Consider the following 26,501-nt stretch of genomic DNA (forward strand, 5'->3'; position numbering starts at 1 on the left):
TCTGGTGACGCTGCTGCACGAGATGGTCAGGCGCGATGCGAAGCGCGGGCTGGCGTCGCTGTGCATCGGCGGCGGGATGGGCGTCGCGCTCGCGGTCGAGCGTCCGTAACCGGCAGCTCGTCGCCGCGAAACCGATCCGGGCGCCGGCCGATTGCGGCTTCGGCCGGCGCTACGTGAAGTCAGAGGGGGCCTCCGGCAGCTCTCGAATCTAAAAATGGAGTGAGATTTATGTCTCAGCGAATTGCGTACGTAACGGGCGGGATGGGCGGCATCGGCACCAGCATCTGCCAGCGTCTGTCGAAAGACGGCTTCAAGGTGGTCGCGGGTTGCGGCCCGAACTCGCCGCGCCGCGTGAAATGGCTCGAGGACCAGAAGGCGCTCGGCTACGATTTCATCGCGTCGGAAGGCAACGTCGGCGACTGGGACTCGACCAAGGCAGCGTTCGACAAGGTCAAGGCGGAAGTCGGCGAGATCGACGTGCTGGTCAACAACGCGGGCATCACGCGCGACGTCGTGTTCCGCAAGATGACGCACGAAGACTGGACGGCCGTGATCGACACGAACCTGACGAGCCTGTTCAACGTGACGAAGCAGGTGATCGACGGGATGGTCGAGCGCGGCTGGGGCCGGATCATCAACATCTCGTCGGTGAACGGCCAGAAGGGGCAATTCGGCCAGACGAACTACTCGACCGCGAAGGCCGGCATCCACGGTTTCACGATGTCGCTCGCGCAGGAAGTCGCGACGAAGGGCGTGACGGTCAACACCGTGTCGCCCGGCTATATCGGCACCGACATGGTGAAGGCGATCCGTCCGGACGTGCTCGAGAAGATCGTCGCGACGATCCCGGTGCGTCGTCTTGGCGGCCCGGAAGAAATCGGCTCGATCGTCGCGTGGCTCGCGTCGAACGACTCCGGCTTCGCGACGGGCGCCGACTTCTCGCTGAACGGCGGCCTGCACATGGGCTGAACGTCCGGGCTGCGCAGGCCGGCCCGGCCGCGCAGCCTGGCGTTTCCGAAGGCCCCCGCCTCCCGCACCGGGAGGCGGGGATTTGTCACTTGCGCTACGCTGCACCGAAAGGCGTTACATGACTACTACAAAGAAAACGGCCGAGCGGCTCATCAAGAAGTACCCGAACCGCCGGCTCTACGATACCGAGACAAGCACGTACATCACGCTGACCGACGTCAAGCAGCTCGTGCTGGAACAGGAGGATTTCAAGGTCGTCGATGCGAAATCCAACGAAGACCTGACGCGCAGCATCCTGCTGCAGATCATCCTCGAGGAGGAGAGCGGCGGCGTGCCGATGTTCTCGTCGTCGATGCTATCGCAGATCATCCGTTTCTACGGTCATGCGATGCAGGGGATGATGGGCACGTACCTGGAAAAGAACATCCAGGCATTCATCGACATCCAGAACAAGCTTGCCGATCAGTCGAAGAACCTTTACGAAGGCAACGCGATGAATCCGGAAGTCTGGTCGCAGTTCATGAACATGCAGGCGCCGATGATGCAAGGGATGATGACGAGCTACATCGAGCAGTCGAAGAACATGTTCGTGCAGATGCAGGAGCAGATGCAGAACCAGGCGAAGTCGATGTTCAGCACGTTCCCGTTCAAGCAGCCGGGCGCGCCGGAACCGGAAAAGAAGTAACGCTCGCGCGGCAGGCCGGCCGCGGCGGCGCGAGCCGCCGGACGGCCGGTGCCGCGACGCGCAGCGGTGCGGTGACGCCGGTCGCGTGCTTCGGCATCGCGATGGTCGGCCGGCCCGCTGCCGCAAGCTGTCGCCGACGGTCGTTCCCGATCGCCGGCATCGGCCGCCCGTGCCCTCGCGCACGGCGGCCATGACCGTCGTCGGTCGTTCGAACTCCAGACCAGCAGCGAAGCAAGACCATGACATGTCGCGCCGACGGCGCGTGTGCGTACCGGTCGCGGGCACGCCAGGATGGGCGGTGCCGTGTCGCGCTGGCGGCAAAAAAGCAAACCGACTGAGAGAAAGCATGCGAGGGATTCGAATGGCGTCGGCGCGCAGGCTCGCCGGTTTCGCGTCGATGTTTTTGCTGGGCATCGGGCTTGCGAGCCGACCGGGTTTCGCGATGGATTGCGCGAAAGCCACGTTGCCGATCGAAAAGCGCATCTGCGCGAATGCGACACTGCGCAATGCCGACGCGCGAATGAATGCCAGCTATGACGGCGTGCTGAAGGCCGCGCCGGACGCTGCCATCCGCGACATGCTCGTGCGCAGCCAGCGCCGCTGGATCAATGCGCGCAACAAGCGCCTCGCTGCCGATTACGACGGCCGCCCGCTGGCCGTCGACGAACTGCGCAAGGCGATCGACCGGCGCAGTGCGGTGCTGGCGGACCGGTCCGGCAACGGCTTGATCGCGCGTGCGCAGGCCGAGCGCCGTTGGCTTGCCAGATACTCGGGCGGCCCGCTGACGGGCTTCGACGCCGACTGCGATTTCATCCCGGACGATGCGAGCGGCGCGCACGTTTCGTATGCGTGTTTCGGCGCGGTCCATGTGCAGCACCGCGCGCGGGTGTGCAGCCAGAGCGAGGACTGGGCGACCGGCGCCGTGTATCAGTATCGTGGGGTCAGTGCGGTCGACGGCGCGAACGCGCACACGGTCGCGTTCTGCGAAGCGCAGGCGCATGCGACCGCGTGCGACACCGGGGGCGCGCAATCGGGATGGGTACGTGCCGCGGCGTCCGGCGACGGCAATCGCGGGCCCGTGCCGACCGCCGGGCTGCCGCAGCTCGACGCGGAGCTTTGGCCGATCGGCGATGGCGACGATGCGCTGTGGTTCGAGCGATGCCTGACGGCGGCGGCGTTTCCGAATTCGCGGTAACGGCGGCGATTGCCTGCGTGCATGCGGTTTGCACCGGCTGGTCTTGCAACCTGGTCGCGCCGCGGTTCGGCGGCTCCGTTCAATGCGCCGGACCGAAATCCTCGTGTTCGTCCGCCGGCGGCAGGTCGAGGACGAGCTTCACCGCGCAGTAGTTCGCCTTCAGCGAAAACACGCGGCCGATCACGAGAAACGTCTGGCGCGAATTTTCGAGTTCGACGAAGTCGCCGGGCTGCGGCACATGCGCGCCCTGGTCATACGAAAAGCTGGTGCTGGTCTGCTCGCCGATGGTTTCGGCCGCGTGCTCGGTGAATTCGATCGTGATGTGGGTGGTCATGCGAACCCCGTTGGGCAGGTGAAGAGAGTGGATGTCGGGATTCTCGCATAGCGGCGGGGCGGTGCCGGGGCGATTGTCGTGCGGCGGTGTCGGGGCGATCGCGGCCCGCGCTTGAACGGCGCCGGCTTGAAAGGGCTCGATCTCCGATGCCCCGGCAGCTCGATTCGCGTGTGCGTGCCGCATATTGGGGCCGTGATCCCCGGCGCCCCGGCCGCCGGTTTTGCCTCGCTGACCCATAAATAGCTGTAAACTCACGCTTTTGCCGCTCACGCCCCCACATTCCAGATGTCCCAGTCCCCCAAAGTAGGCTTCGTGTCCCTCGGGTGCCCGAAGGCCCTCGTCGATTCCGAACAAATCATCACGCAGCTGCGCGCCGAAGGTTATGAAATCTCCGGCACGTACGACGGCGCCGACCTCGTCGTCGTCAACACCTGCGGCTTCATCGACGAAGCCGTGCAGGAAAGCCTCGACGCGATCGGCGAAGCGCTGACCGAGAACGGCAAGGTGATCGTCACCGGCTGCCTCGGCGCGAAGTCGAGCGCGAGCGGCTCGAACCTGATCGAGGAAGTCCACCCGAAGGTGCTCGCCGTGACCGGCCCGCACGCCGTGGGCGAAGTAATGCAGGCCGTACATTCGCACCTGCCGAAGCCGCACGATCCGTTCGTCGACCTCGTGCCGGCCGCCGGCATCAAGCTCACGCCGCGTCACTACGCATACCTGAAGATCTCCGAAGGCTGCAACCACCGCTGCACGTTCTGCATCATCCCGTCGATGCGCGGCGATCTGGTGTCGCGTCCGGTTGCCGAAGTGATGCTCGAGGCCGAGAACCTGTTCAAGTCGGGTGTGAAGGAACTGCTCGTGATCTCGCAGGACACGAGCGCGTACGGCGTCGACGTGAAGTACCGCACGGGCTTCTGGAACGGCAAGCCGATCAAGACGCGCATGACCGACCTCGTCGCCGCGCTCGGCGAACTGGCCGCGCAGTACGGCGCGTGGGTGCGCCTGCACTACGTGTATCCGTATCCGAGCGTCGACGAAGTCATTCCGCTGATGGCCGAAGGTCCGTTCAAGGGCCACGTGCTGCCGTATCTCGACGTGCCGTTCCAGCACGCGCATCCGGAAGTGCTGAAGCGCATGAAGCGCCCGGCGAACGCGGAGAAGGTGCTCGAGCGCGTGCAGAAGTGGCGCGAGATCTGCCCGGACCTGACGATCCGCAGCACGTTCATCGCCGGCTTCCCCGGCGAGACGGAAGAGCAGTTCGACACGCTGCTCGACTTCATCCGCGAAGCGGAACTCGATCGTGTCGGCTGCTTTGCGTATTCGCCGGTCGAAGGCGCGACCGCGAACGAACTCGACGGCGCACTGCCGGACGAGGTTCGCGAAGCGCGCCGCGCGCGCTTCATGGAAGTCGCGGAGGAAGTATCGGCGCAGCGCATGCAGCGCAAGGTCGGCAAGACCGTGAAGGTGCTGATCGACGAGGTCAGCGCGGAAGGCGGCATCGGCCGCACCGCGGCGGATGCGCCGGAGATCGACGGCGTCGTCTATGTCGAGCCGGCGGCGAAGGCATCGAAGCGCTACAAGGTCGGCGATTTCGTGTCGGTGAAGATCACCGGCGCGGACGGCCACGACCTGTGGGGCGAGGTGTAAGCGATGACCGCAGCGTTCCCGCAGATCCTCGCGCTCGGCGAGGCGATGATCGAATTCAACCAGTCGCAGCCGGGCCGTCCGGAGTTCCTGCAGGGCTTCGGCGGCGACACGTCGAATTTCTGCATCGCCGCGGCGCGCCAGGGCGCGTCGACGGGTTTCGTGTCGGCGATCGGCGACGATTCGTTCGGACGTTTGCTGGCCGACATGTGGGCCGCGGAGCAGGTCGACACGACGTACGTGCGGATCGACCGCACGGCGCCGACCGGCGTGTATTTCGTCACGCACGGCATCGACGGTCATCAGTTCGACTATCTGCGCGCGGGCTCCGCGGCGAGCCGCTATTCGGTGGCCGACCTGCCGCTCGATGCGCTGGCCGCAGCGAAGGCCGTGCATCTGTCGGGTATCAGCCTCGCGATCGGCACGGCCGCGTGCGACGCGGCATTCGCGGCGATCGATCATGCGCGCAGCAACGGCGCGCAGGTCAGCTTCGACACGAACCTGCGCCTGAAGCTGTGGCCGTTGCCGCGCGCCCGCGCGGTGATGCGCGAAGCGCTGCGGCAGACCGACATCTGCCTGCCGAGCTGGGACGACGTTACCGCGCTCACGGGCGCGAACGATCGCGACGCGATCGTCGATGCGATGCTCGAGCACGGGCCGCAGATCGTCGCGCTGAAGCTCGGCAGGGAAGGCGCGTACGTTGCAACGCCGAACGAACGGCGCGTGGTGCCGGGTTTTACGGTCGAGGCCGTCGACGCGACCGGTGCAGGCGACTGCTTCGGCGGCGCGTTCGTTGCGCGGATCGTCGCGGGCGACGATCCGTTCGCGGCCGCGCGTTACGCGAACGCAGCGGCGGCGCTGTCGACGACGGGCTACGGTGCGGTCGCGCCGATTCCGCACCGCGCGGCGGTGGAACGCCTGATGCAGGGCTGACGCGGATCGCGGAGCGCGGATGCGGCCAGCCTCTCGCACGCGCGACAAGCGATGTGAAGGAGCGGCAGTGGCGAACGGCGTGCGTATCGCGCGAGCGGTGCCGTCGCATCGGCGGCCGCTTGACGCTCGCGATGACATCCATCGCCGGCGGACCACGTATCGCCGCGATTTTCGGGCGAATCTGAAGCAAGGGAGCAACACAAGGTGGGTCGATATTCGGAATGGCAACGGGCGCTGGTGATCACCGGCGCTCTGGCGGCGGCGCTTGCGATGCCGGGCGTGGCTGCGGCACAGCCCGCTGCATCGGGCGTGCAGCAGGACGATACGGCGCCGGCGCGGCCGTTGCGGCCGAATCCGGAGTTCGCACGTCTGCCGCGCTACGAAGGCACGCTCGGCGACCGGCCGATCGTCGTCCATCTCGGGCCGAAGACGGATGAAGAGGGCGTGCACGGCGAATACCAGTTCGCCGACACGGGCGAGGTGATCCTGCTCGCCGGCGATCGCGACGGCGACACGCTCGAAATCGAGGAATCGAACGACGGCACGAACATCACGGGCGTCTGGATCGGCCGCTTCGACGCGACGGGCGAGCTGAAGGCCGACCGGATGAATTCGGACGAGTCGGACCCGCAACCGGTCGTGCTGCACCCGGCGGCCGGCAAGCGCGCGGCGCTGCAGGTACGCGACGGCCGCGTGCAGGAAATCGAGACGGTCGGCGGCGTGATGAACCTGCGTACCGACGACTGAACGCGCTGGCTTGGTGCATGCGGCGCGCACTGTACCGGGCCAACCGCGCCGATTTTGGCTAATCTAGCGACATCTTCCGCAACCGAACGGCCTTGCCCCGGCCTGCTGCCATGACTGCATCCACCCCGAAGCGCGCGCTGCAAACCCGCATCGTTCAACCCGACGACGTCATTCCGGACGGCTTCCGTTCGTTCGTGCCGCCGGTCGCGCGGGCGTCGACGGTCGTGTTCCCCGATCTCGCGACGATGCGCGAGCTGGTCTGGCACAACGACAACCAGTGGCGCTACGGGCTGCATGCGACGCCGACGTCGCTCGCGCTCGCGCAGCGGCTCGCCGAGATCGAGGGCGGCACGCACGCGCTGCTGCAGCCGTCGGGTCTCGCGGCGATCACGAATGTCTACTTCGGGATCGTGAAGGCGGGCGACGACGTGCTGATCCCGCACAACATCTACGGGCCGAACGCCGATTTCGGCAACTGGCTCGCAAAGGATTTCGGCATCACCGCGCGCTTCTACGATCCGCTCGTCGGCGCCGGGATTGCCGACCTGATCCAGCCGAACACGCGGCTGATCTGGATCGAGGCACCGGGCTCGGTGACGATGGAAGTGCCCGACGTGCGCGCGATCACGACGGCCGCACGGGCGCGCGGCATCGTCACCGCGATCGACAACACGTATTCGGCCGGGCTCGCGTTCAAGCCGTTCGAGCATGGCGTCGACATCTCGGTGCAGGCGCTGACCAAGTACCAGTCGGGCGGCAGCGACGTGCTGATGGGCGCGACGATCACCGCGAACGCCGAACTGCACGCGCAACTGAAGCTCGCGCGGATGCGCTGCGGGATCGGCGTGTCGGTCGACGACTGCTCGCTCGTGATGCGCGGCCTGCCGAGCATGCAGGTGCGCTTCGACGCGCACGGCAAGAGCGCGCTGGCGCTCGCGCAATGGCTGAAGGCGCGTCCGGAGATCGCGGCCGTGCTGCATCCGCAACTGCCGGACTGCCCGGGCCACGAATCGTTCGTGCGCGACTTCACCGGCGCGGGCGGCCTGTTCTCGGTGGTGTTCGACGAACGTTACAGCAGCGAGCAGATCGATCGTTTCGTCGAGTCGCTCGAGCTGTTCGCGATCGGCTGGAGCTGGGGCGGCGCGTGCAGTCTGGCGATGCCGTACGACGTGGCGTCGATGCGCACGGACTGGCCGCATCGCGGCACGCTGGTGCGCTTCTACATCGGTCTCGAAGACGAAGGCGACCTGCGCGCGGACATCGAGCGGGCGATGCAGGCCACGCTGGGCCGATAACCGGACCGGAACCGAAAAGCGAAACGCCGGCGCGATTCACCATCGCGCCGGCGTTTTCATTGGTGCCGTGCGCGGATCAGAACAGCCGCAGCAGGCCGTCGAGACCGACGTGGTCGAACGCGACGGTGGCCGCGTCGCGCACGACGGGCTTCGCGTGGAACGCGACCGACAAGCCCGCTTCGGCCATCATCTTCAGGTCGTTCGACCCGTCGCCCATCGCGATCGCACGGCTCGGCGCGATGCCGAGCGACGCGCACGTGTCGCGCAGCAGGCGCGCCTTCACGTCCGCGTTGACGATCTCGCCGAGCACCTTGCCGGTCAGCTTGCCGTCGACGATCTCGAGCGTGTTCGCGTGCGCGTAGTCGAGGCCGAGGCGCGCCTTCAGGCGCTCGGTGAAGAACATGAATCCGCCCGACACGAGCAGCGTCTTCAGGCCTGCGGCCTTCACGCCGGCGAGCATCGTCTCCGCGCCCGGCGACAGCTGCAGCCGCTCTTCGTACACGCGCTCGAGCGCGTGCGCGTCGAGCCCCGCGAGCAGCGCGACGCGCCGCGTGAGGCTTTCGTTGAAGTCGCGGATCTCGCCGCGCATCGCTGCTTCGGTGATCTCGGCGACCTGCGTCTTCAGCCCGCAGAAATCGGCGATCTCGTCGATGCATTCGATCGTGATCAGCGTCGAGTCCATGTCCATCACGACGAGGCCGAAATCGCCGAGCGTACGGCCGGCTTCGACGAAACCGAAGTCGAGCGCATGCGTGCCGCAGTATGCGTCGATGTCGAGGCGCTGCGCCGGGTTCGCGCCTTCGATGCGCAGCGCGTGCTCGTCGGTCTGCACGATGCGGGTGCCGCGCGACAGCGCGAGCAGCGGTTTGTGATGCGCGTCCGACAGCGGCGCGAGACTCTGGATGACGAGGTTGTGGGTCATGACGGAATGATTGGAAGCGAATGAAACGCATGCGCGGCCGACGGGCGGCTGCCTGCGAACGCGGGCCCCGTCCGGCGTCGGGCCGCTGCGTCGCGAACGCGACATTGTAGCCGGTCGGGGCCCGGACGCGACCGGATCGCCGCGGCGGCATGGCCGGCGCGGCCGCCAGCGCCGCTCGGCGGACGATGCTCAGTGCGCGTCCGCGCGATCCCAGTAAGGCGGATCGCCGAAGTGTTCGGCCAGGAACGCGATGAACGCGAGCGTCTTCAGCGGCACGTGCGCGCGGCTCGGGTAGACGGCCCAGATCGCAACGTCGTCCGCGAACGGATAGTCGTCGAGCACGGTGACGAGCGCGCCGCTCGCGAGCAGCGGGGCGACGTCCCAGGTCGACTTGATCGCGATGCCGAAGCCGTCGACGAGCGCCTCGCGGATCGCCTCGCCATTGCTCGCGACGAGCCGGCCGCCGACCCGTACGGTGAGCCGCCCTTGCGGCGTGACGAACGACCAGTCGCGCTGGTCGCCGAGGATCACGCATTCGTGCTGTGCGAGATCGGCCGGATGGCGCGGCGTGCCGCGTTCCGCGAGATACGCGGGCGAACAGCACAGCACGCGCCGGTTCGTGGCCAGCTTGCGCGCGACGAGCGTCGAATCCTTCAGCGCGCCGAGGCGGATCGCGACGTCGTAGCCGTCGTCGACGAGATCGACGATCTCGTCGGACAGCCGCAGGTCGAGCGATACCGACGGATAGCGGCGCAGGAACGCCGGAATGACCGGCGCGACGTGCTGGCGGCCGAACGACGACGACATCGACACCTTCAGCCGGCCGTACGGCTCGCTGCGGCCATGGCCGACCGAGGCGCGCGCGGCGTCGGCGGCCGCCAGCAGCGCCTCGGCGCGGGCCATGAACACTTCTCCGTCCTGCGTGAGGCTGATGCGGCGCGTGGTGCGATGCAACAGGCGCGCGCCGAGCTGACGCTCGAGCTGCGCGATGCGCGCGCTCGCGACCGCGGCCGACACGCCGAACTCGCGCCCGGCGGCGCTCACGTTCGCGAGCAGCGCGGCGCGCACGAACAGGCCGACGTCGAGCAGGTCGAGCGGCTTGTCGGCGGCGGGGATCGGATCGGAGGCCATTATTCTGGAATTCCTGAAAATGTTTCAGGAAATATAGCGGTTTTCTCGAATGATCGGGCGTCCTACGATGGCGTTCACGGGGTCGCGCCGCGGCCCGCCAGATTTCCCCGAACCTTGCAGGAGCCTCATGATGAAAGCCGTTGGACTGACCCGTTACCTACCGATCGACGACCCGCAAGCACTGCTCGACGTGGACGTGCCGCAGCCCGAACCCGGCCCGCGCGACCTGCTCGTGAAGGTCGAGGCGATTTCCGTGAACCCGGTCGACACCAAGGTGCGTGCGCCGAAGCCGCAGGTCGAGGACAGCCCGCGCGTGCTCGGCTGGGACGCGGCCGGCACCGTCGTCGCGGTCGGCGCCGAGGTCACGCTGTTCCGGCCCGGCGACGCGGTGTTCTACGCGGGCAGCATCACGCGCCCCGGCGCGAACAGCGAATTCCACGCGGTCGACGAGCGGATCGCCGCGCACAAGCCGCGCACGCTCGACTTCGCGGCGTCGGCCGCGTTGCCGCTCACTGCGCTGACCGCGTGGGAGGCGTTGTTCGACCGGCTGCGCGTGTCGCCGCAGGGCGCCGATGCGGGCAAGTCGGTGCTGATCATCGGCGGCGCGGGCGGCGTCGGTTCGATCGCGATCCAACTCGCGAAGACGCTCGGCAAGCTGCGCGTGATCGCGACGGCGTCGCGGCCCGCATCGGCCGAATGGGTGCGTTCGCTCGGCGCGGACGACGTGGTCGACCATTTCGGCGACTTGCCCGCGCAGCTGCGCGACATCGGTCATCCGAACGTCGACTACGTGCTGATCTTCAACGACACGGACCGTCATTTCCCGGCCGCGGCGGAAATCGTCCGGCCGCAGGGCGGCATCTGCACGATCGTCGAGAACGCGAAGCCGGTTCCGGTCGAGCTGCTGAAGGCGAAGAGCGCCGCGTTTCACTGGGAGTTCATGTTCACGCGCGCGATGTTCGAGACGCCGGACATGATCGAGCAGCACAAGATCCTGACCGAGGTCGCGCGGCTCGTCGACGACGGCACGCTGCGCACGACGCTCGGCGAACAGCTCGGCACGATCAACGCGGCGAACGTGCGGCGCGCGCATCAACTGCTCGAGGGCGGGCGGGCGATCGGCAAGCTGGTGCTGAGCGGCTTCTGATCCGGCATCGCGCGTACGGGATGCGCGGCCGCGAACGCAAGCGGGGTAACACCCGATGCGTTTGCGGCGCATTGCATGCCGCTTGGCGGTAGACTGGCAACGCATCATGCATCGAAAACCGCGCGGCACGCGCGTGCCGCCGCATTACAAGGAGGTCAGCATGAGCCAACGCAGCTTGTCAGTCGCCGCATCGTGGTCGGCCGTGTTCGCGGCGGCATGCGTCAGCGCGAGCGTATTCGCGGCGCCGCCGGTCAAGGGCAGCCTGAAGGGCGGCGGCACGGGGCAGCTCGAATACACGGTCAAGGTCGATTCGAAGACCTTCGGCAATACGCAGGAGACCCGCAAGATCCGCTCGGGCGAAACGGACGACTTCAACTGGAAGTCGGTGCCGCCGGGCGGCGCGGTCGCGATGCAGGACGGCTGTCCGAACGCCGACAACCTGCCGCGCGACGCGAACGGCGCGATGGTGCGCCAGACCCAGGTGCGGCTCGCGCCGTCGGTCGACGCGAAGGGGATCGCGAACGTGCAGTTGAGCTTCCAGGCGGCCGCGCCGAAAGGCACGCGCAACGTGAGCGCGGGCGGCAAGTCGCTGCAGTGCCCGGACGCCGTGTCGGTGAGCCAGGTCAAGTGGGTGTCGATTTCGACCAATGGCGGATCGAAGTCGGTCACGATGAGCGACGGCACGAAAGTGACCGTGTCGATCAAGCACTGAGCGGCCCGCGCGCCGGAGACTCGTCCGGTGCGCGCGCAACCAACCGCCCGCGTATCCGGACGATCCGTTTATCGCCGCGCGTGACTGTGTCGCGGCGCGCGGTTGCCGACCATTCCTTCGTGTTCCGTCATGCTCGTCACGCAGCGCGCGCCCTGGCAGCGGCGCTACGTGTCGCGTGACGTCCTGCGGATGTCACGCTATCCTCGGCGGCATCCGCCATCTTTCCCACACGACAATCCGATGAAACATCGCATGCGCGTGCTGCTATTGGCCGCTGCGTTCGTTGCCGTCCATGCGCACGCGGCCGACGACTGCAGCTTCGTGAAAAAAGTCGAACTGCCGTCGCGGCAGCAGATCGCGGTCGTGTCGAGCGGCGCGCTCGAACCGTGTTCGACCGGCAGCTATGCGGTGCGCGTGTATTCGACCGCGCACACCGGGCCGGGCTTCGATACCGACGACTACGTGACGGGTGTGCTGCATGCGCGCGACGGCACCGTTGCCGACGCGTTCACGGCCGACCTCGGCGCGCGAGCGCATCAGGCGCTCGTCGTCACGACACGCTCGGCCGGCAGCGGTGGTTATGTCGGCGCGCAGGCCTTCGTGACGACGCCGCGCGCGGTGCGGCTCGTTGCGTCGGTCGACGGGCTCGCGCCCGATGCCGACGTGAAGACCGCATTGCGCGAGGCCCTCGGCAAACGCCGCCCCGCGCGCTGACGGCGCGCCGTGCGAACGCCGCGCGCGCCGCGACGCCGCGCGTCACCGCGCGCGTTCCAGGAGCCGCGTCGCAAGAAAGCGGTGATCGGCCGAGAACAGGCGGCGATACGTCATCAGCACCGCGCCGACGGTGCCGAGCGCGGATGCCGCGGCGATCAGGAACATGATCACGATCTGGTAGCGCACGGCCTGCAGCGGCGACTGGCCGGCGAGCACCTGGCCGGTCATCATCCCCGGCAGGCTCACGACGCCGACGACGGCCATCTGGTTCAGCGTCGGCAGCATGCCCGCGCGCACGGCCTGGCGCGCGGCGTCCTGCGCGGCTTCCCAGCGCGTCGCGCCGAGCGCGAGCGCGGTCTCGACGCGATCGCGCCGTGCGGTGAGCTCCTCCATCATCCGCTCGACGCCGAGCGACACGCCCGTGAGCGTATTGCCGAGGATCATCCCGAGGATCGGGATCGCGTACTGCGGCTCGTACCACGGGTGAATGCGGATCACGACGAACAGGCCGATCGCCGCGACGATCCAGCTGCTGAACCAGATCGACGCGATGCTGTCGATGCGCTGTCCGCGGTACGCATGCTTGCCGCGCGCGGCGCCGGCGAAACCCGCGATCAGCGTCATCAGCGCGGTGATCGGCAGCACGACGGTCCAGTGCGGATGGCCGAATACCCAGCCGAGCACGTAGCCGATCGCGAGCAACTGCACGACGGTGCGCACCGCGGCGAGCGCGAGCTGGCGTCCGAGGCCGAGCGACAGCGCGGCCGAGATCGCGCCGTTGACCGCGACGAGCGCGGCGGCGATGCCGACGTCGACGAGGCTGAGATCCTGCAGCGTCGGACTCATTGCGCGGCCTCCGCCGGGTTCGCCGCATGCAGCACGCCGGCCTGCATCACGAGCCGCATCGTGCCGATCCGGGCGGCCTGCGCCGGATCGTGCGAGATCCACATGTACGCGCGCGTGTCGGACGCCGCATCGAACCATGCGCCGACCAGGGCTTCGATCGCGCGCGTCGAATCGGGATCGAGCGCGGACGTCGGCTCGTCGAGCAGCAGCACGTCGGGGTCGAGCTGCAGCACGCGCAACAGCGCGGCGATCTGCGCTTCGCCGCCCGACAGTTCGCTCGCGCGCTTGTCGAGAAAATCGGCGCCGCGGCCGGCCCGTGCGGCGAGCGCTTCCACGCGCGCGCGATCGAACCTCGCGTCGCGATAGACCGCGAGCGAATACGGATAGCGCAATTGCGCTTCGACGGTGCCGTCCATCTGCGCGGGCCGCTGGCGCACGTACGCGATGCTGCGCCGGTAGCGCGGAATCGCGCCGCGCCTGATGCGCTTGCCGCGCCACAGCACATGGCCGCCGTCGAGCGGATCGAGCAGCGCGAGCGCGCGCAGCAGCACGCTCTTGCCTGAGCCCGATGGTCCGGTGATAGCAATTCGCGATCCCGCGGCGAGGCTGAAGTCGGTCGGCGTCAGCAAGATCTTGCCGGTGGGCGCGTCGCGTCGCGTGATGCGCTGGGCATCGATGAGACCGGTGGGGACTGTCATGTCACAAATGAAAAAAAGCGTTAATGGCGCCGGGGCGTTGCCGCAGCGTGCGTCATAATACCCATTGAAAAGCCGCCGATGCCGTGCTTCGTGCGCTTCACGCACGTGCCCCGACATGGCGCGCCAACTCTGCAGAACAACAACGGAACCGCCATGACGCTAACCCGAGCCATCGGCAAAACGGCTGCATGGATCGTCGGTATCGTCGCACTGATCATCGTGGCTGCCGGCGTCTTCATTGTCACGTTCGACTGGAACCGCGCGAAACCGTGGGTCAACGAACATGTGAGTACCGCACTCGGCCGTCCATTTGCGATCAACGGCGATCTCCGCGTCGACTGGCGGCGCCCGCAGGGCGAGACCGGCTGGCGTGCATGGGTGCCGTGGCCGCGCCTGTCGGCCACCCAGCTCGAGATCGGCAACCCCGACTGGGCGAAGGGCCCCAAGTTCGTCACGCTCGATGCCGCGCACTTCGATGTCGCGATTCTCCCGCTCTTCGCACACCAGATCGTCATTCCGTCGATCGACGTCGTCAATCCCGCGGTCGACCTCGAGCGGCTCGCCGACGGCCGCAACACGTGGACCTTCGAGTTCAAGCAATCGGGGCAACCGAACAAGTGGAAAGTGCGGCTCGACAGCTTCGGGTTCGCGAAGGGTACCGTCGTCTATCGCGATGCGATCACCAAGGCCGATCTGACGATCGGGATCGATACGCTCGGCCAGCCGATTCCGCTCGGCGACGTGCTGAAGGAGCAGGAACAGAAATCGCGCGCGGCGTCCGCCCAGCGCGTCGGCAAGCGCGGCGCCGCACAACTCGCCGCGAAGGCGAACAACGAGGCTGCATCGAGTGCATCCGGCGCATCGGCGGCGCAGGTCGCGAGCGCGGCATCGACGCCCGTGGCCGCATCGGGTGTGCTGCCTGCGTCGGTGGTGAATTCTGCGTCCTCCGCATCGACGGTTGCATCCGCATCCGGCGCGAGCGGCGCATCGGCCGCATCCGGCGCCGCCGTGCCCGCGAAGCCGTCCGGCCCGACCTATGCGTTCGGCCTCAAGGTCGACGGCCGCTACAAGAACGTGCCGATCGCCGGCACCGGCAAGGTGGGCGGCGTGCTGGCGATCGAGAACGCGACGCAGCCGTTCCCGCTGCAGGCCGACGTGAAGGCCGGCGACACGCGGCTCGCGATCGTCGGCACGCTGACCGACCCGATGCATCTGGCGGCGCTCGACCTGCGGTTGTGGCTGCAGGGCACCACGATGTCGCATCTGTACCAGCTCACCGGCATCACGCTGCCCGACACGCCGCCGTATGCGACCGAAGGGCACCTGATCGGCAACATCAAGCAGAACGCGAGCACGTTCCGCTACGAGAACTTCAACGGCCGCGTCGGCGGCAGCGATCTGCACGGCACGCTGACGTGGGCGCAGCGCAAGCCGCGGCCGAAGCTGTCGGGCGAACTCGTATCGAACCTGCTGCAGTTCTCCGACCTCGCGCCGGTGATCGGCGCCGACTCGGCTGCAAGCAAGAAGAAGCGCGGCGACACGACGCGCCAGCCGCCGGATCGCGTGCTGCCGGTTGCGGCGTTCCGCACGGAACGCTGGAGCGCGATCGACGCGGACGTGAAGTTCACCGGCCGCAAGCTGATCAAGAGCCCGCAGCTGCCGATCACGAACCTGTACACGCACATCCTGCTGCAGGACGGCGTGCTGACGCTCGAGCCGCTGCAGTTCGGCGTCGCAGGCGGCACGCTCGCGACGAACGCGCATCTCGACGGCAGCCGCACGCCGCTCAAGGGGCGCTTCACGCTGAGCGCGCGTCACCTGAAGCTCAAGCAGCTGTTCCCGACCCAGAAGGTGATGCAGACCGCGCTCGGCGAGATCAACGGCGACGCGTCGCTGTCGGCGACCGGCAATTCGCCGGCCGCGCTCGCCGCGACGTCGACCGGCGAAGTGAAGGCGCTGATCACGAACGGCCGCATCAGCCTGCTGCTGATGGAGGCGGCGGGCCTGAACGTCGCGAACGTCGTCTACGAGAAGCTGTTCGGCACGCGCGACGTCAACATCAATTGTGCGGCGATCGATTTCGTCGCGAACGACGGCATCCTCCAGCCGAAGGTCTTCGCGCTCGATACGGACGATGCACTGATCAACATGGACGGCCCGATCAACCTGCGCGACGAATCGCTCGACCTGAAGATCCATCCGCACACGAAGGGCTTCCGGATTTTCTCGCTGCGCTCGCCGCTGTACGCGAAGGGCACGTTCAAGAACCCGAAGGTCGGCGTCGAAGCGGGCGCGCTCGCGCTGCGCGCCGGTGCGATGGTCGGGCTCGGGCTGATCAATCCGTTCGCGGCGCTGATCCCGCTGATCGCGCCGAGCAACAACCGCGACGTGCCGTGCGCGCAGTTGTTCGGGCAGATGAAGGCCAAGGCCGCGCAGAAGGAGGCCGAAAAGGCCGGCAAGTGACGCGCGACGGCCGCGGCGGAAGCCGCCGGCCGCGCGCGGCGCGATGCCGGCGCGGCCGTAGGAACCGCAGTAACCGCAGTACCCGCTGTGGCCGCGCGGCGCGTGCGCAGCCTGTCGAGCCGCCGCTGATCAGCGGCGCGCGCGCGCCCAGACGAGCACCGCATCGACCTCGCGGCCATCGATCGTCACGGGTGCGGCGGTGCCGAGCTGCAGACGATCGCCGTCCACGCTGACCACCCGCTGCTGCACGTTGCCGATCCAGTTCGGAAACAGGCTGACGTCCATTTCATGGGTGAGCGTGCCGTTGTCGTCGACGTTAAAAGGGCCCGAATACGCGATATAGCCGCGCGCGGCGGCGGCGCGCTCCTCGGGGCTGCCGCCGTGCAGGTCGCCGTCCGCATACGGCGGCCGGCCGGCTGCCATCAGTTGCGCGGACATGTAGCCGTCCGGCGTATAGAGAATCCAGCCGCGCACGTCGCGGCCGAGCGGGTAGGTGACGGTGCCGCCGTCGCGCGGGCGGACTTCGTAGGACACGAGGCGCCATGCGCCGACGAGTTGGTCGCGAAGCGTGCTGGCAGGCATGCGAGGTTCCGGTATGACGGCGATGCTGCGCGTGCCGTCGTGTTGACGGGGCTGCGCGGCGCCGGGCAAGGGCGTGCCAGGGGCCGCCGCAGCGGTGCGGTCGGCAGTTTCTCCGACACCTGCTAAAATACACGGTTTTCCGTCGATTTCTCTCTTACGGGACCTGCCGTGCTTTCTACTGCCAACATCACGATGCAATTCGGGCCGAAGCCCTTGTTCGAGAATATCTCGGTCAAATTCGGCGAGGGCAACCGCTATGGTCTGATCGGCGCGAACGGCTGTGGCAAGTCGACCTTCATGAAGATCCTCGGCGGCGACCTCGAGCCGAGCGCCGGCAACGTCGCGCTGGAGCCGAACGTGCGCCTGGGCAAGCTGCGCCAGGACCAGTTCGCGTATGAAGACGTGCGCGTGCTCGACGTCGTGATGATGGGCCACACCGAAATGTGGGCCGCGATGACCGAGCGCGACGCGATCTACGCGAACCCGGACGCCACCGACGACGACTACATGCACGCGGCCGAGCTCGAAGGCAAGTTCGCCGAATACGGCGGCTACGACGCCGAAGCGCGTGCGGGCGCGCTGCTGCTCGGCATCGGCATCGAGGAGAAGTTCCACAACGGCACGATGGCCGACGTCGCGCCGGGCTGGAAGCTGCGCGTGCTGCTCGCGCAGGCGCTGTTCTCGAAGCCGGACGTGCTGCTGCTCGACGAACCGACCAACAACCTCGACATCAACTCGATCCGTTGGCTCGAGCACACGCTCAACGAGTACAACTCGACGATGATCATCATCTCGCACGATCGTCACTTCCTGAACTCGGTGTGCACGCACATGGCCGACATGGACTTCGGCACGCTGAAGGTCTGGCCGGGCAACTACGACGACTACATGCTCGCATCGGCGCAGGCGCGCGAGCGCCAGGCCGCGGCGAACGCGCGGGCGAAGGAACGCGTGGCCGAGCTGCAGGACTTCGTGCGCCGCTTCTCGGCGAACAAGTCGAAGGCGCGTCAGGCAACCAGCCGCGCGAAGCAGATCGACAAGATCAAGATCGAGGAATTCAAGCCGTCGTCGCGGCAGAACCCGTTCATCCGCTTCGAGTTCGAGAAGAAGCTGCACAACGTCGCGGTGGTCGCCGAAGAGATCACGAAGAAGTACGAGCGCACGATCTTCCAGAACTTCAACCTGTCGGTGCAGCCGGGCGAGCGCATCGCGATCATCGGCGAGAACGGCGCGGGCAAGACGACGCTGCTGCGTTCGCTGCTCGGCAACCTGCCGCTCGATCACGGCACGGTGAAGTGGGCCGAGAACGCGAACGTCGGCTACATGCCGCAGGATACGTACGAGGAGTTCCCGGACGACATCACGCTGATGGACTGGATCGACCAGTATCGCAAGGAAGGCGACGACGAAACGATGGTGCGCGGCACGCTGGGCCGCCTGCTGTTCTCGTCGGACGACATCAAGAAGTCGGTGAAGGTGCTGTCGGGCGGCGAGAAGGGCCGCATGATCTGGGGCAAGCTGATGCTCGGCCGCCACAACGTGCTGCTGATGGACGAGCCGACCAACCACATGGACATGGAGTCGATCGAGTCGCTGCAGATCGCGCTCGAGCAGTTCGAAGGCACGCTGATCTTCGTGTCGCACGACCGCGAATTCGTGAGCGGCCTCGCGAACCGGATCATCGAAGTGCGCACGGACGGCACGCTGTTCGACTTCGGCGGAAACTACGAGGATTTCCTCGCGAGCCAGGGGCAGGAGTAAGCGGCTCGGGCGATCATGCCCGCTCCGATGTAACGGAAGCCCGCCAGGTGCAAGCCTGGCGGGCTTTTTCGCATGCGGGCCGTGTGTTTGACATCAATCATTGCCGAATCCGCGCGCGCCGAGAGCACGCTGCTGCAGCCTCGTGCGCGCGCGGCCGCGGACGTCACGCCCGCGGCGCGTCAGCGTGCGGGGATGCAAGCCACGGCCGCCGTCAACCCGAAAAATCCGTCACAACGGTCACGCCCGCGCCTTCGAACCGGTTCATGTTCATCAGCGCGTCGATCGACTCGCCGAGGCTGATTTCCTTGCCGATCAACCGGCTCGGCGCGAGCTTGCCGGCATGCACCATATCGAGCATCGCGTCGTAACGATGCGCCTGCATGCCGTGGCTGCCGAGGATCTCCAGCTCGTGCGCGATGACCTTGCTCATCGGCACGGCCGGCGTCGCATGCTCGCCGAGCATCAGCCCGACCTGCACGTGCTTGCCGCGGCGGCGCAGATTGCTGATGGAGTTGAAGCAGGTGGCCGGATGGCCGAGCGCATCGAGCGACACGTGGGCGCCGCCGCGCGTGATCTCCTTCACCGCGTCGACGACGTCGGCGACTTCCGCTGCATTGACGGTCGCCGCTGCGCCGACCGACCGCGCGAGCGCGAGCGCGCGATCCGAAATGTCGATCGCCACGACATTCGCACCGATCGCATTCGCGATCATGATCGCCGACAGGCCCACGCCGCCGCAGCCGTGCACGGCGACCCACTGGCCGGCCGACGTGCGGCCCTGGTCGACCACTGCGCGAAACGACGTCACGAACCGGCATCCGAGGCTTGCCGCGGTAGGAAAGTCGAGCGCATCGGGCAGCCGCACGAGATTCAGGTCTGCATGGTGGATGCCGACGTATTGCGCGAACGAGCCCCAGTGCGTGAAGCCGGGCTGAAACTGTTGCTCGCATACCTGCTGGTTGCCGGAGTGGCATTCCGGGCAGTGGCCGCACCCTGCGACGAACGGCACGGTAACGCGGTCGCCGGCCTTCCAGCGCGTGACCGACGCGCCGGCGGCGACCACGACGCCGGCGAGCTCATGGCCCGGCACATGCGGCAGCACGATGTCCGGGTCGTGCCCCATCCAGCCGTGCCAGTCGCTGCGGCACACGCCGGTCGCCTTGACCTCGATCACGACGCCGTCGGCGGCCGGCGTCGGATCGTCGACGTTCATCAGCCGCGGCGCGGCACCGAAGGCTTCATAGACGACTGCTTTCACTATCTGCTCCTGAATCGAATGATCGTCTCAATATAGCCGGGAAGAAGCGGATTGTTCTTTCGTTTCGCGATTGAGAAACGGATGTTTTTGAGATAGCCTTGCGGCCATCGCGCGTTTGCCGCAAGGAGCTTTCATGGAACAACTGGACAGGATCGATCGTGGGATGCTGGACATGCTCCAGCAGGACGGGCGCATCTCGAATGCGCGGCTCGCCGAAGCGTTCTCGCTCAGCGAGACGTCGTGCTGGCGCCGGCTGCGGCGGCTGGAGGAAGCGGGGTTGATCGCCGGCTATCACGCACGGCTCGACCGCAGGAAGCTGGGCTTCGGCGTGATGGCGTTCGTGCAGATCGTCTGCACGCAGCACAGCGAGGAAGTGACGGCCGAGTTCGAGCGCCTGATCGACGCAAGCCCGAATGTGCTCGCGTGCGACAACACGACCGGCGAGGCGGATTTTCTGCTGCAGGTGGTGGCCGCCGATCTCGACGACTACAGTCACTTCGTCGAACGGGTGCTGCGCAAACTGCCGGGTGTGCTCAGCATCCGCTCGAACCTGTCGCTGCGGCAGTTGAAGTCGACGCAGCGGCTGCCGATCGCGTGACGGCGCGCAGCGGCGCATGCGCTCAGTCGGCCAGCCGCTTGTCGGCGAGCGCCTTGCAGCAGTCTTCGTACACCCACTGCACCAGTTTCGCGCGGTAGTCGAGGTCGTCGGTATCGACGATTTCCTCGACCGCGTCGCGCGCCCACGACGCATCGACGAAGTCGGCATGCCGCTTCGCGATGTCCTGCGCGAGCGCGGCCAGCTTCGCGATCGCGAGCCAGTCGGATTGCCGGTGATGGCGGTCGAGCCAGCGGTGCGCGGCCTGCACCTGGAACGCTGCGTCCGGCCAGGATTCGTTCAGGTAAAACGCGCCGAGATTGCCGCAGGTGAGCCAGCACAGCAGTTCCAGGCGATCTTGCGAGCCGAGGTTGTGGGATACGTCGGTCATGGCAGCGCTCACGAAAGCATCGATTCCGGATGGCGCGGCGTGCAGCGGCCGGCGCCGATACTAAAAACATAGCACGATGCGGGCCACGTGGCGCACCGGCGTGGCGCGGATGCCGCAACGTCGGGAAAACCAGCGCTCGGCGGCCGTTGCGCCGGCGTGCGTACGGTCCGTCCGGCGGCGCTCGCGGGCCCGCGCGGCGTCATCGCCGGGCCGCGCGACACTCGTTAGAATGGCCGTTTTCCGGGAGACAGGAAGCGATGAAAATCTACGATCAGTTCTACATCGACGGCGCATGGCGCAAACCGGCCGGAACGGGCACGATCGACGTGATCGACTCGAGCACCGAGGCCGTGATCGGCCGGATTCCCGAGGGCGTCGCATCGGATGCACAGGACGCGATCCGCGCGGCGCGCGCCGCGTTCGACGGATGGGCCGCGACGCCGGCCGCGACGCGCGCCGGCTACCTGCGCAAGATCGTCGAGCGTCTGCAGGCACGCAGCGAGGAGCTCGCGCAGTCAATCACCGGCGAAGTCGGGATGCCGATCAAGCTGTCGCGCGCGATCCAGGTCGGCGGCCCAATCTACAACTGGAAGGCGTACGCGAAACTCGCCGAATCGTTCGAATTCGAGGCGAGCGTCGGCAACTCGCTGGTGGTGCGCGAGCCGGTCGGCGTCGTCGCGGCGATCACGCCGTGGAACTACCCGCTCAACCAGATCACGCTGAAGGTCGCACCGGCGCTCGCGGCCGGCTGCACGGTGGTGCTGAAGCCGTCCGAGGTCGCGCCGCTCAACGCGTTCATGCTCGCCGAGGCGATTCACGAAGCCGGCCTGCCGCCGGGCGTGTTCAACCTCGTGTGCGGGTACGGCCCGGTCGTCGGCGAGGTGCTGGCAACCGATCCGGACGTCGACATGGTGTCGTTCACGGGTTCGACGCGCGCGGGCAAGCGCGTGGCCGAACTCGCCGCCGCCGGCGTGAAGCGCGTCGCGCTCGAACTGGGCGGCAAGTCGGCGTCGGTGATTCTCGACGATGCCGATTTCGCGGCGGCGGTGAAGGGTACGGTCAACGCGTGCTACCTGAACGCCGGGCAGACGTGTTCCGCGCACACGCGCATGCTGGTGCCGGAGGCACGCTACGAAGAGGCGCGCGCGATCGCGAAGGCGGCGGCCGAAACCTACATCGCCGGCGATCCGCGGCAGGAAACGACGCGTCTGGGCGCGCTCGCGTCGGCCGTGCAGCAGCAGCGCGTGCAGGCGTACATCCAGCGCGGGATCGACGACGGCGCGGAACTCGTGACGGGCGGCACGGGTCTGCCGGAAGGGCTCGACAGGGGCTTCTTCGTGAAGCCGACGGTGTTCGGCCGCGTCGATCCGAAATCGACGATCGCGCAGGAAGAAATCTTCGGGCCGGTGCTGTCGATCATCACGTATCGCGATGAGGAGGAAGCGGTGCGGATCGCGAACGATTCGCCGTATGGGCTCGGCGGCGCGGTGTGGGCGGGCAGCGACGAGCGCGCGATGCGCGTCGCGCGGCGCATCCGCACCGGGCAGGTCGACATCAACGGCGGCGCGTGGAACGGCGCCGCGCCGTTCGGCGGCTACAAGCAGTCGGGGCACGGCCGCGAGAACGGCGTGTACGGTCTCGAAGAGTATCTCGAATACAAGTCGATGCAGCTGAAGCCGGCGAATCCGGCCTGAGCGCGGAATTCCGCATCGCCCGCAACGGCACGCTCGCGTGCCGTTTTTTTATTGACGGCCGTCAAGGTGCGCGCCGGTGGATCGTCGATCATCGCGGTTCCGATTTCCGATGTTTCGACGAGGCTCCCGATGATCGCACGCACTTCCTTCCCGCCGCTGACGATCCGCGGCCGCACGTTGCTGCCCGTGGTGCAGGGCGGCATGGGCGTCGGCATTTCCGCGCACCGTCTCGCGGGCAGCGTCGCGCGCGAAGGCGCGCTCGGCACGATCGCGAGCATCGACCTGCGTCATCACCATGCGGACCTGCTCGCGCGCTGCCGCGCGAATCCCGACCGCGCGACGCTCGAGGCCGCGAACCTCGAAGCGCTCGCACGCGAAATCCGCCTCGCGAAGACCTACAGCGAAGGCCGCGGGATGATCGCGGTCAACGTGATGAAGGCGGTGAGCGCGCATGCGGACTACGTGCGCATCGCGTGCGACGAGGGCGCGGATGCGATCGTGATGGGCGCGGGCCTGCCGCTCGATCTGCCCGACCTCACGCACGGCCGCGACATCGCGCTGATCCCGATCCTGTCGGACAGCCGCGGGATCGCGCTGGTGCTGAAGAAGTGGATGAAGAAGGGGCGGCTGCCCGATGCGATCGTGATCGAGCATCCCGCCCGTGCGGGCGGCCACCTCGGCGTCACGCAGATCGACGACATGCACGATGCGCGCTTCGATTTCGCGCGCGTGCTCGACGAGACCGCGCAGCTGATGGCATCGCTCGGCATCGCGCGCGACACGATCCCGTTGATCGTCGCGGGCGGGATCAACAGTCACGACGCGGTGCGCGCGGCGCTCGCGGCCGGCGCGAACGGCGTGCAGGTCGGCACGCCGTTCGCGGTGACGGCAGAAGGCGACGCGCACCCGAACTTCAAGCGCGTGCTGGCCGATGCGCTGCCCGACGACATCGTCGAATTCGTCAGCGTGACGGGGCTGCCTGCGCGGGCGGTGAAGACGCCGTGGCTCGATCGCTACCTGCGCAACGAAACGCGCATTCGCAACAAGCTCGGCGCGTTCAGGCAGCGCTGCCCGACGGCGCTCGAATGCCTGAGCGTGTGCGGGCTGCGCGACGGCATCGAGAAGTTCGGCCATTTCTGCATCGACACGCGGCTCGCGGCCGCGTTGCGCGGCGACGTCGCGAACGGGCTGTTCTTCCGCGGCCGCGAAGCGCTGCCGTTCGGCAACGCGATCCGCAGCGTGCGCGATCTGCTCGATCTGCTGCTGACGGGCCGCGCGGCGGAGCCTGCGACAAACCGTCCGGTGTTTACGCTGGCTTGACGAATATCAAGACGGGACAAAGACCCTATGGCGAGAATGGAATCCATTCTTCAAGGGTCCGCACCATGCATAAAACGATTCGAACATGTGTCACCGCAGCCGCCGTCGCGGCAAGCGTCGCCGCGATGCCGTCGCTGGCGCACGCGGCGTCGGCGGGCGACGGGATCAACCAGGGCGACGTGCTGGTCCGGCTGCGCGCGATCAGCATCCAGCCGAACGAGCGCGGCAGCGACACGCTCGGCGCGATCAACACCGGCGTGAACAACGCGATCGTGCCGGAGCTCGACTTCACGTACATGATCCGCGACTACCTGGGCGTGGAACTGATCCTCGGCACGTCGCGGCACCAGATGACGTCGAGCCTCGGCAATCTCGGCGGCGTCGGCGTGCTGCCGCCGACGCTCTTGCTGCAGTACCACTTCAATCATGCGGGCAAGGTGCGTCCGTACGTCGGCGCGGGGCTGAACTACACGTACTTCTACAACAACGGGCTCAACGTCGGCGGGCAGGGTGTGTCGATCGGCAAGAGCAGCTTCGGGCCGGCGCTGCAGTTCGGCGTCGACGTGCAGCTCACGAAGAAGGTATTCATGAACGTCGACGTGAAGAAGATCTGGATGAGCACCGATGCGACGCTCGGCGACAAGGGCATCGGCACGCTGCACATCGATCCGCTGATCGTCGGCGTGGGCGTCGGGATGAAGTTCTAGACGCTACGCGCGCGGAAAAGAACAGAGTTGGGGTTGGCGGCATGGCAGTCGGCATGCCGCTCTTTTTTTGTGCGGGGGATTTACAGCTTGTCGTACTGGAAACGCATCGCGGTGCCGTCGCGCGTGATGCGCTCCCAGATCGCGCGTTTTTCGTCGTCGCTCAGGAACACCCAGTTCGACACTTCGCTGGCCGTGCGGCCGCAGCCCTTGCAGACTTCGTCGAAGAGGGTCGAGCACACGCCGATGCAGGGGCTGTCGGGCAGGTCATGGAGATTGGAGGCCATCGGAAGGGTCGCGCCGTGAAATCGTCAGGGCGTCATTTTAATGCATGGGGCGGCGCGGCCCGGTTGCGCCGGCGGCCACCGGTTTCGCCGCCGCTTTGTTTTCCTGATGGACAGCCGCCGATTACCCGATAGAATTCCCCCGGAACGCCCCGCTGCGCGGGCCGCACGAGCGGCCGGCGGCGGGAATCTGTTCCGTTTGCGCGACACGGTCATGATTTTTTTGTGACGGAGCGCGAATGATGGTAGCGTTCGGGGTTTTCGAGGGGCGGCGTGCCGGGATGCGCCGCCATGACGAGGCAGACGGCAGCCGGACACACGGTCCGGCCGGAGGGAGAGCGGGATGAAAGCAAAGGTAGCGGGCCGGTTCGCAGCGCTTGCGCTGTGCGTGGGTGCATCGGCGGCGGCGGCGAAGGATACGCAGCTCAATGTCTATAACTGGTCGGACTACATTGCGAAGGACACGATCCCGAACTTCGAGAAGCAGACGGGCGTCAAGGTTCGCTACGACAACTACGACAGCGACGACACGCTGCAGGCGAAGCTGCTGACGGGCAGCTCGGGCTACGACATCGTCGTGCCGACCAGCAACTACGCGGGCAAGCAGATCGCCGCCGGCATCTTCACGCCGCTCGACAAGTCGAAGCTGCCGAACCTCAAGTACCTCGATCCGCAACTGATGGCGCTCGTCGCCGGCGCCGACCCGGGCAACAAGTACGCGGTGCCGTGGGCGTACGGCACGACCGGTCTCGCGTACAACCTGACGAAGGCGCAGCAGGCGCTCGGCAAGGTGCCGCTCGACAACTGGGACATCCTGTTCAAGCCGGAAAACCTGTCGAAGCTGAAGACCTGCGGCGTGTCGGTGCTCGACGCGCCGGACCAGATGTTCGCGGCGGCGCTGCACTACATCGGCAAGGATCCGATGAGCACGAACCCGGCCGACTACAAGGCCGCGATGGACGTGCTGAAGAAGATCCGCCCGTACATCACGCAATTCAACTCGTCGGGCTACATCAACGACCTGGTCGGCGGCGACATCTGCTTCGCGTTCGGCTGGTCGGGCGACGTCGTGATCGCGAAGCATCGCGCGATCGAAGCGAAGAAGCCGTACAAGATCGAGTACTACATCCCGAAGGGCGGCGCGCCGGTCTGGTTCGACGTGATGACGATCCCGAAGGACGCGAAGAACAAGGAAGCCGCGCTGCAGTGGATCAACTACATCGAGGACCCGAAGGTGCACGCGGCGATCACGAACGCCGTCTACTACCCGAGCGCGAACGCCGAAGCGCGCAAGTACGTGCGCCCGGACGTCGCGAACGACCCGGCCGTCTATCCGCCGGCCGACGTCGTGAAGACGCTGTTCCTGCTCAAGCCGCTGCCGCCTGAAATCCAGCGCCTGCAGACGCGTCTGTGGACCGAGCTGAAATCGGGCCGCTGACGCGAGTCGCAGTGAGCCGGCAGTCATGAAGCCCCTGGT

The 26,501-nt window shown here is 67.1% G+C and carries 27 protein-coding genes; 18 read left to right on the top strand and 9 right to left on the bottom strand.

The window, feature by feature from the left end; genetic code table 11:
• The 4 genes from Q3A80_RS10625 to Q3A80_RS10640 all read left to right on the top strand — a co-directional run.
• The coding region (locus tag Q3A80_RS10625; RefSeq protein WP_446329255.1) for a hypothetical protein at positions 1–109 on the top strand (109 nt) is incomplete at its 5' end.
• A gap of 119 nt (positions 110–228) precedes the next feature.
• On the top strand, positions 229–969 hold the full coding sequence (locus tag Q3A80_RS10630) for a 3-ketoacyl-ACP reductase (protein WP_059583517.1): 741 nt from the start codon (positions 229–231) through the stop codon (positions 967–969).
• Between the two features lie 118 nt (positions 970–1,087).
• Positions 1,088–1,654 (top strand): polyhydroxyalkanoate synthesis repressor PhaR, encoded by a 567-nt coding sequence (phaR, locus tag Q3A80_RS10635; protein ID WP_011549704.1) that lies wholly within the window; start codon positions 1,088–1,090, stop codon positions 1,652–1,654.
• 397 nt (positions 1,655–2,051) lie between these two features.
• Entirely contained in the window at positions 2,052–2,849 is a 798-nt protein-coding gene (locus Q3A80_RS10640) for a lysozyme inhibitor LprI family protein (protein WP_446329256.1), read from the top strand.
• A 79-nt stretch (positions 2,850–2,928) separates the two neighbouring features.
• Here Q3A80_RS10640 and Q3A80_RS10645 read toward each other — a convergent pair whose 3' ends face one another.
• On the bottom strand, positions 2,929–3,183 hold the full coding sequence (locus Q3A80_RS10645) for a hypothetical protein (RefSeq protein WP_446329257.1): 255 nt from the start codon (positions 3,181–3,183) through the stop codon (positions 2,929–2,931).
• 285 nt (positions 3,184–3,468) lie between these two features.
• On the opposite strand from Q3A80_RS10645, the gene rimO reads away from it, so the two are divergent.
• From rimO to Q3A80_RS10665, 4 genes are all read left to right on the top strand, one after another.
• Positions 3,469–4,830, top strand: coding sequence for a 30S ribosomal protein S12 methylthiotransferase RimO (rimO, locus tag Q3A80_RS10650; protein ID WP_446329007.1), 1,362 nt, complete (start codon positions 3,469–3,471; stop codon positions 4,828–4,830).
• Between the two features lie 3 nt (positions 4,831–4,833).
• Positions 4,834–5,760: a sugar kinase gene (locus Q3A80_RS10655; protein ID WP_446329008.1), complete on the top strand. Its 927-nt coding sequence runs from the start codon at positions 4,834–4,836 to the stop codon at positions 5,758–5,760.
• Positions 5,761–5,964: 204 nt separating this feature from the next.
• Positions 5,965–6,507, top strand: a complete 543-nt coding sequence (locus tag Q3A80_RS10660) for a hypothetical protein (RefSeq protein WP_446329009.1) — start codon at positions 5,965–5,967, stop codon at positions 6,505–6,507.
• 110 nt (positions 6,508–6,617) lie between these two features.
• Entirely contained in the window at positions 6,618–7,802 is a 1,185-nt protein-coding gene (locus tag Q3A80_RS10665) for a cystathionine beta-lyase (RefSeq protein ID WP_446329010.1), read from the top strand.
• A 76-nt stretch (positions 7,803–7,878) separates the two neighbouring features.
• Here Q3A80_RS10665 and serB read toward each other — a convergent pair whose 3' ends face one another.
• Positions 7,879–8,724 (bottom strand): phosphoserine phosphatase SerB, encoded by an 846-nt coding sequence (serB, locus tag Q3A80_RS10670; protein ID WP_446329011.1) that lies wholly within the window; start codon positions 8,722–8,724, stop codon positions 7,879–7,881.
• A 189-nt stretch (positions 8,725–8,913) separates the two neighbouring features.
• Positions 8,914–9,855 carry a LysR family transcriptional regulator gene (locus tag Q3A80_RS10675; protein WP_446329012.1) on the bottom strand — a complete coding sequence of 314 codons (942 nt, stop codon included), beginning with the start codon at positions 9,853–9,855 and terminating at the stop codon, positions 8,914–8,916.
• A gap of 130 nt (positions 9,856–9,985) precedes the next feature.
• On the opposite strand from Q3A80_RS10675, the gene Q3A80_RS10680 reads away from it, so the two are divergent.
• The 3 genes from Q3A80_RS10680 to Q3A80_RS10690 all read left to right on the top strand — a co-directional run bounded on the left by Q3A80_RS10680 (position 9,986) and on the right by Q3A80_RS10690 (position 12,428).
• The gene (locus Q3A80_RS10680; protein WP_446329013.1) at positions 9,986–11,002 is read left to right on the top strand and encodes a zinc-binding alcohol dehydrogenase family protein; all 1,017 of its coding nucleotides are present in this window, start codon (positions 9,986–9,988) and stop codon (positions 11,000–11,002) included.
• A gap of 160 nt (positions 11,003–11,162) precedes the next feature.
• Complete coding sequence (locus Q3A80_RS10685) at positions 11,163–11,714, top strand: DUF6013 family protein (protein ID WP_446329014.1); 552 nt, start codon at positions 11,163–11,165, stop codon at positions 11,712–11,714.
• 240 nt (positions 11,715–11,954) lie between these two features.
• Positions 11,955–12,428 (top strand): PliI family lysozyme inhibitor of I-type lysozyme, encoded by a 474-nt coding sequence (locus Q3A80_RS10690; protein WP_446329015.1) that lies wholly within the window; start codon positions 11,955–11,957, stop codon positions 12,426–12,428.
• A gap of 42 nt (positions 12,429–12,470) precedes the next feature.
• Here Q3A80_RS10690 and Q3A80_RS10695 read toward each other — a convergent pair whose 3' ends face one another.
• Positions 12,471–13,274, bottom strand: coding sequence for an ABC transporter permease (locus Q3A80_RS10695; RefSeq protein WP_446329016.1), 804 nt, complete (start codon positions 13,272–13,274; stop codon positions 12,471–12,473).
• Positions 13,271–13,972, bottom strand: coding sequence for an ABC transporter ATP-binding protein (locus tag Q3A80_RS10700; protein ID WP_446329017.1), 702 nt, complete (start codon positions 13,970–13,972; stop codon positions 13,271–13,273). Before Q3A80_RS10700 ends, Q3A80_RS10695 begins: the two co-directional genes overlap by 4 nt.
• A gap of 153 nt (positions 13,973–14,125) precedes the next feature.
• Here Q3A80_RS10700 and Q3A80_RS10705 point away from each other — a divergent pair, with 153 nt between their 5' ends.
• Positions 14,126–16,435 carry an AsmA family protein gene (locus Q3A80_RS10705; protein WP_446329018.1) on the top strand — a complete coding sequence of 770 codons (2,310 nt, stop codon included), beginning with the start codon at positions 14,126–14,128 and terminating at the stop codon, positions 16,433–16,435.
• 129 nt (positions 16,436–16,564) lie between these two features.
• On the opposite strand, the gene Q3A80_RS10710 is transcribed toward Q3A80_RS10705, so the two are convergent.
• Entirely contained in the window at positions 16,565–17,017 is a 453-nt protein-coding gene (locus Q3A80_RS10710) for a lipocalin-like domain-containing protein (protein WP_446329019.1), read from the bottom strand.
• Between the two features lie 168 nt (positions 17,018–17,185).
• On the opposite strand from Q3A80_RS10710, the gene Q3A80_RS10715 reads away from it, so the two are divergent.
• On the top strand, positions 17,186–18,778 hold the full coding sequence (locus Q3A80_RS10715) for an ABC-F family ATPase (protein WP_446329020.1): 1,593 nt from the start codon (positions 17,186–17,188) through the stop codon (positions 18,776–18,778).
• Between the two features lie 211 nt (positions 18,779–18,989).
• Here Q3A80_RS10715 and Q3A80_RS10720 read toward each other — a convergent pair whose 3' ends face one another.
• Complete coding sequence (locus Q3A80_RS10720; protein WP_446329021.1) at positions 18,990–20,036, bottom strand: zinc-dependent alcohol dehydrogenase family protein; 1,047 nt, start codon at positions 20,034–20,036, stop codon at positions 18,990–18,992.
• A gap of 133 nt (positions 20,037–20,169) precedes the next feature.
• Between Q3A80_RS10720 and Q3A80_RS10725 the strand changes: the two genes are divergently transcribed.
• Positions 20,170–20,634, top strand: coding sequence for an Lrp/AsnC family transcriptional regulator (locus tag Q3A80_RS10725; RefSeq protein WP_446329022.1), 465 nt, complete (start codon positions 20,170–20,172; stop codon positions 20,632–20,634).
• Positions 20,635–20,656: 22 nt separating this feature from the next.
• On the opposite strand, the gene Q3A80_RS10730 is transcribed toward Q3A80_RS10725, so the two are convergent.
• The gene (locus Q3A80_RS10730) at positions 20,657–21,022 is read right to left on the bottom strand and encodes a hypothetical protein (RefSeq protein ID WP_446329023.1); all 366 of its coding nucleotides are present in this window, start codon (positions 21,020–21,022) and stop codon (positions 20,657–20,659) included.
• A 257-nt stretch (positions 21,023–21,279) separates the two neighbouring features.
• Here Q3A80_RS10730 and Q3A80_RS10735 point away from each other — a divergent pair, with 257 nt between their 5' ends.
• From Q3A80_RS10735 to Q3A80_RS10745, 3 genes are all read left to right on the top strand, one after another.
• On the top strand, positions 21,280–22,716 hold the full coding sequence (locus Q3A80_RS10735) for an aldehyde dehydrogenase family protein (RefSeq protein WP_446329024.1): 1,437 nt from the start codon (positions 21,280–21,282) through the stop codon (positions 22,714–22,716).
• A gap of 129 nt (positions 22,717–22,845) precedes the next feature.
• A complete protein-coding gene (locus tag Q3A80_RS10740; protein WP_446329025.1) occupies positions 22,846–24,036 on the top strand; it encodes an NAD(P)H-dependent flavin oxidoreductase in 1,191 nt (396 codons plus the stop codon).
• Between the two features lie 65 nt (positions 24,037–24,101).
• On the top strand, positions 24,102–24,743 hold the full coding sequence (locus Q3A80_RS10745) for an OmpW/AlkL family protein (RefSeq protein ID WP_446329026.1): 642 nt from the start codon (positions 24,102–24,104) through the stop codon (positions 24,741–24,743).
• A gap of 80 nt (positions 24,744–24,823) precedes the next feature.
• On the opposite strand, the gene Q3A80_RS10750 is transcribed toward Q3A80_RS10745, so the two are convergent.
• The gene (locus Q3A80_RS10750; RefSeq protein WP_446329027.1) at positions 24,824–25,027 is read right to left on the bottom strand and encodes a DUF1289 domain-containing protein; all 204 of its coding nucleotides are present in this window, start codon (positions 25,025–25,027) and stop codon (positions 24,824–24,826) included.
• 340 nt (positions 25,028–25,367) lie between these two features.
• On the opposite strand from Q3A80_RS10750, the gene Q3A80_RS10755 reads away from it, so the two are divergent.
• Positions 25,368–26,462 (top strand): polyamine ABC transporter substrate-binding protein, encoded by a 1,095-nt coding sequence (locus tag Q3A80_RS10755; protein ID WP_446329028.1) that lies wholly within the window; start codon positions 25,368–25,370, stop codon positions 26,460–26,462.
• Positions 26,463–26,501: the final 39 nt, after the last annotated feature.

The sequence above is a fragment of the Burkholderia sp. SR8 genome (assembly GCF_052851275.1).

Bases quoted from the DNA above. Each gene is read 5' to 3' on its own strand.
- Q3A80_RS10630 (WP_059583517.1), top strand. From the start codon at position 229: ATGTCTCAGCGAATTGCGTACGTAACGGGCGGGATGGGCGGCATCGGC.
- phaR (WP_011549704.1), top strand. From the start codon at position 1,088: ATGACTACTACAAAGAAAACGGCCGAGCGGCTCATCAAGAAGTACCCG.
- Q3A80_RS10640 (WP_446329256.1), top strand. From the start codon at position 2,052: ATGTTTTTGCTGGGCATCGGGCTTGCGAGCCGACCGGGTTTCGCGATG.
- Q3A80_RS10645 (WP_446329257.1), bottom strand. From the start codon at position 3,183: ATGACCACCCACATCACGATCGAATTCACCGAGCACGCGGCCGAAACC.
- rimO (WP_446329007.1), top strand. From the start codon at position 3,469: ATGTCCCAGTCCCCCAAAGTAGGCTTCGTGTCCCTCGGGTGCCCGAAG.
- Q3A80_RS10655 (WP_446329008.1), top strand. From the start codon at position 4,834: ATGACCGCAGCGTTCCCGCAGATCCTCGCGCTCGGCGAGGCGATGATC.
- Q3A80_RS10665 (WP_446329010.1), top strand. From the start codon at position 6,618: ATGACTGCATCCACCCCGAAGCGCGCGCTGCAAACCCGCATCGTTCAA.
- serB (WP_446329011.1), bottom strand. From the start codon at position 8,724: ATGACCCACAACCTCGTCATCCAGAGTCTCGCGCCGCTGTCGGACGCG.
- Q3A80_RS10675 (WP_446329012.1), bottom strand. From the start codon at position 9,855: ATGGCCTCCGATCCGATCCCCGCCGCCGACAAGCCGCTCGACCTGCTC.
- Q3A80_RS10680 (WP_446329013.1), top strand. From the start codon at position 9,986: ATGAAAGCCGTTGGACTGACCCGTTACCTACCGATCGACGACCCGCAA.
- Q3A80_RS10685 (WP_446329014.1), top strand. From the start codon at position 11,163: ATGAGCCAACGCAGCTTGTCAGTCGCCGCATCGTGGTCGGCCGTGTTC.
- Q3A80_RS10690 (WP_446329015.1), top strand. From the start codon at position 11,955: ATGAAACATCGCATGCGCGTGCTGCTATTGGCCGCTGCGTTCGTTGCC.
- Q3A80_RS10695 (WP_446329016.1), bottom strand. From the start codon at position 13,274: ATGAGTCCGACGCTGCAGGATCTCAGCCTCGTCGACGTCGGCATCGCC.
- Q3A80_RS10700 (WP_446329017.1), bottom strand. From the start codon at position 13,972: ATGACAGTCCCCACCGGTCTCATCGATGCCCAGCGCATCACGCGACGC.
- Q3A80_RS10705 (WP_446329018.1), top strand. From the start codon at position 14,126: ATGACGCTAACCCGAGCCATCGGCAAAACGGCTGCATGGATCGTCGGT.
- Q3A80_RS10710 (WP_446329019.1), bottom strand. From the start codon at position 17,017: ATGCCTGCCAGCACGCTTCGCGACCAACTCGTCGGCGCATGGCGCCTC.
- Q3A80_RS10725 (WP_446329022.1), top strand. From the start codon at position 20,170: ATGGAACAACTGGACAGGATCGATCGTGGGATGCTGGACATGCTCCAG.
- Q3A80_RS10730 (WP_446329023.1), bottom strand. From the start codon at position 21,022: ATGACCGACGTATCCCACAACCTCGGCTCGCAAGATCGCCTGGAACTG.
- Q3A80_RS10735 (WP_446329024.1), top strand. From the start codon at position 21,280: ATGAAAATCTACGATCAGTTCTACATCGACGGCGCATGGCGCAAACCG.
- Q3A80_RS10740 (WP_446329025.1), top strand. From the start codon at position 22,846: ATGATCGCACGCACTTCCTTCCCGCCGCTGACGATCCGCGGCCGCACG.
- Q3A80_RS10745 (WP_446329026.1), top strand. From the start codon at position 24,102: ATGCATAAAACGATTCGAACATGTGTCACCGCAGCCGCCGTCGCGGCA.
- Q3A80_RS10750 (WP_446329027.1), bottom strand. From the start codon at position 25,027: ATGGCCTCCAATCTCCATGACCTGCCCGACAGCCCCTGCATCGGCGTG.
- Q3A80_RS10755 (WP_446329028.1), top strand. From the start codon at position 25,368: ATGAAAGCAAAGGTAGCGGGCCGGTTCGCAGCGCTTGCGCTGTGCGTG.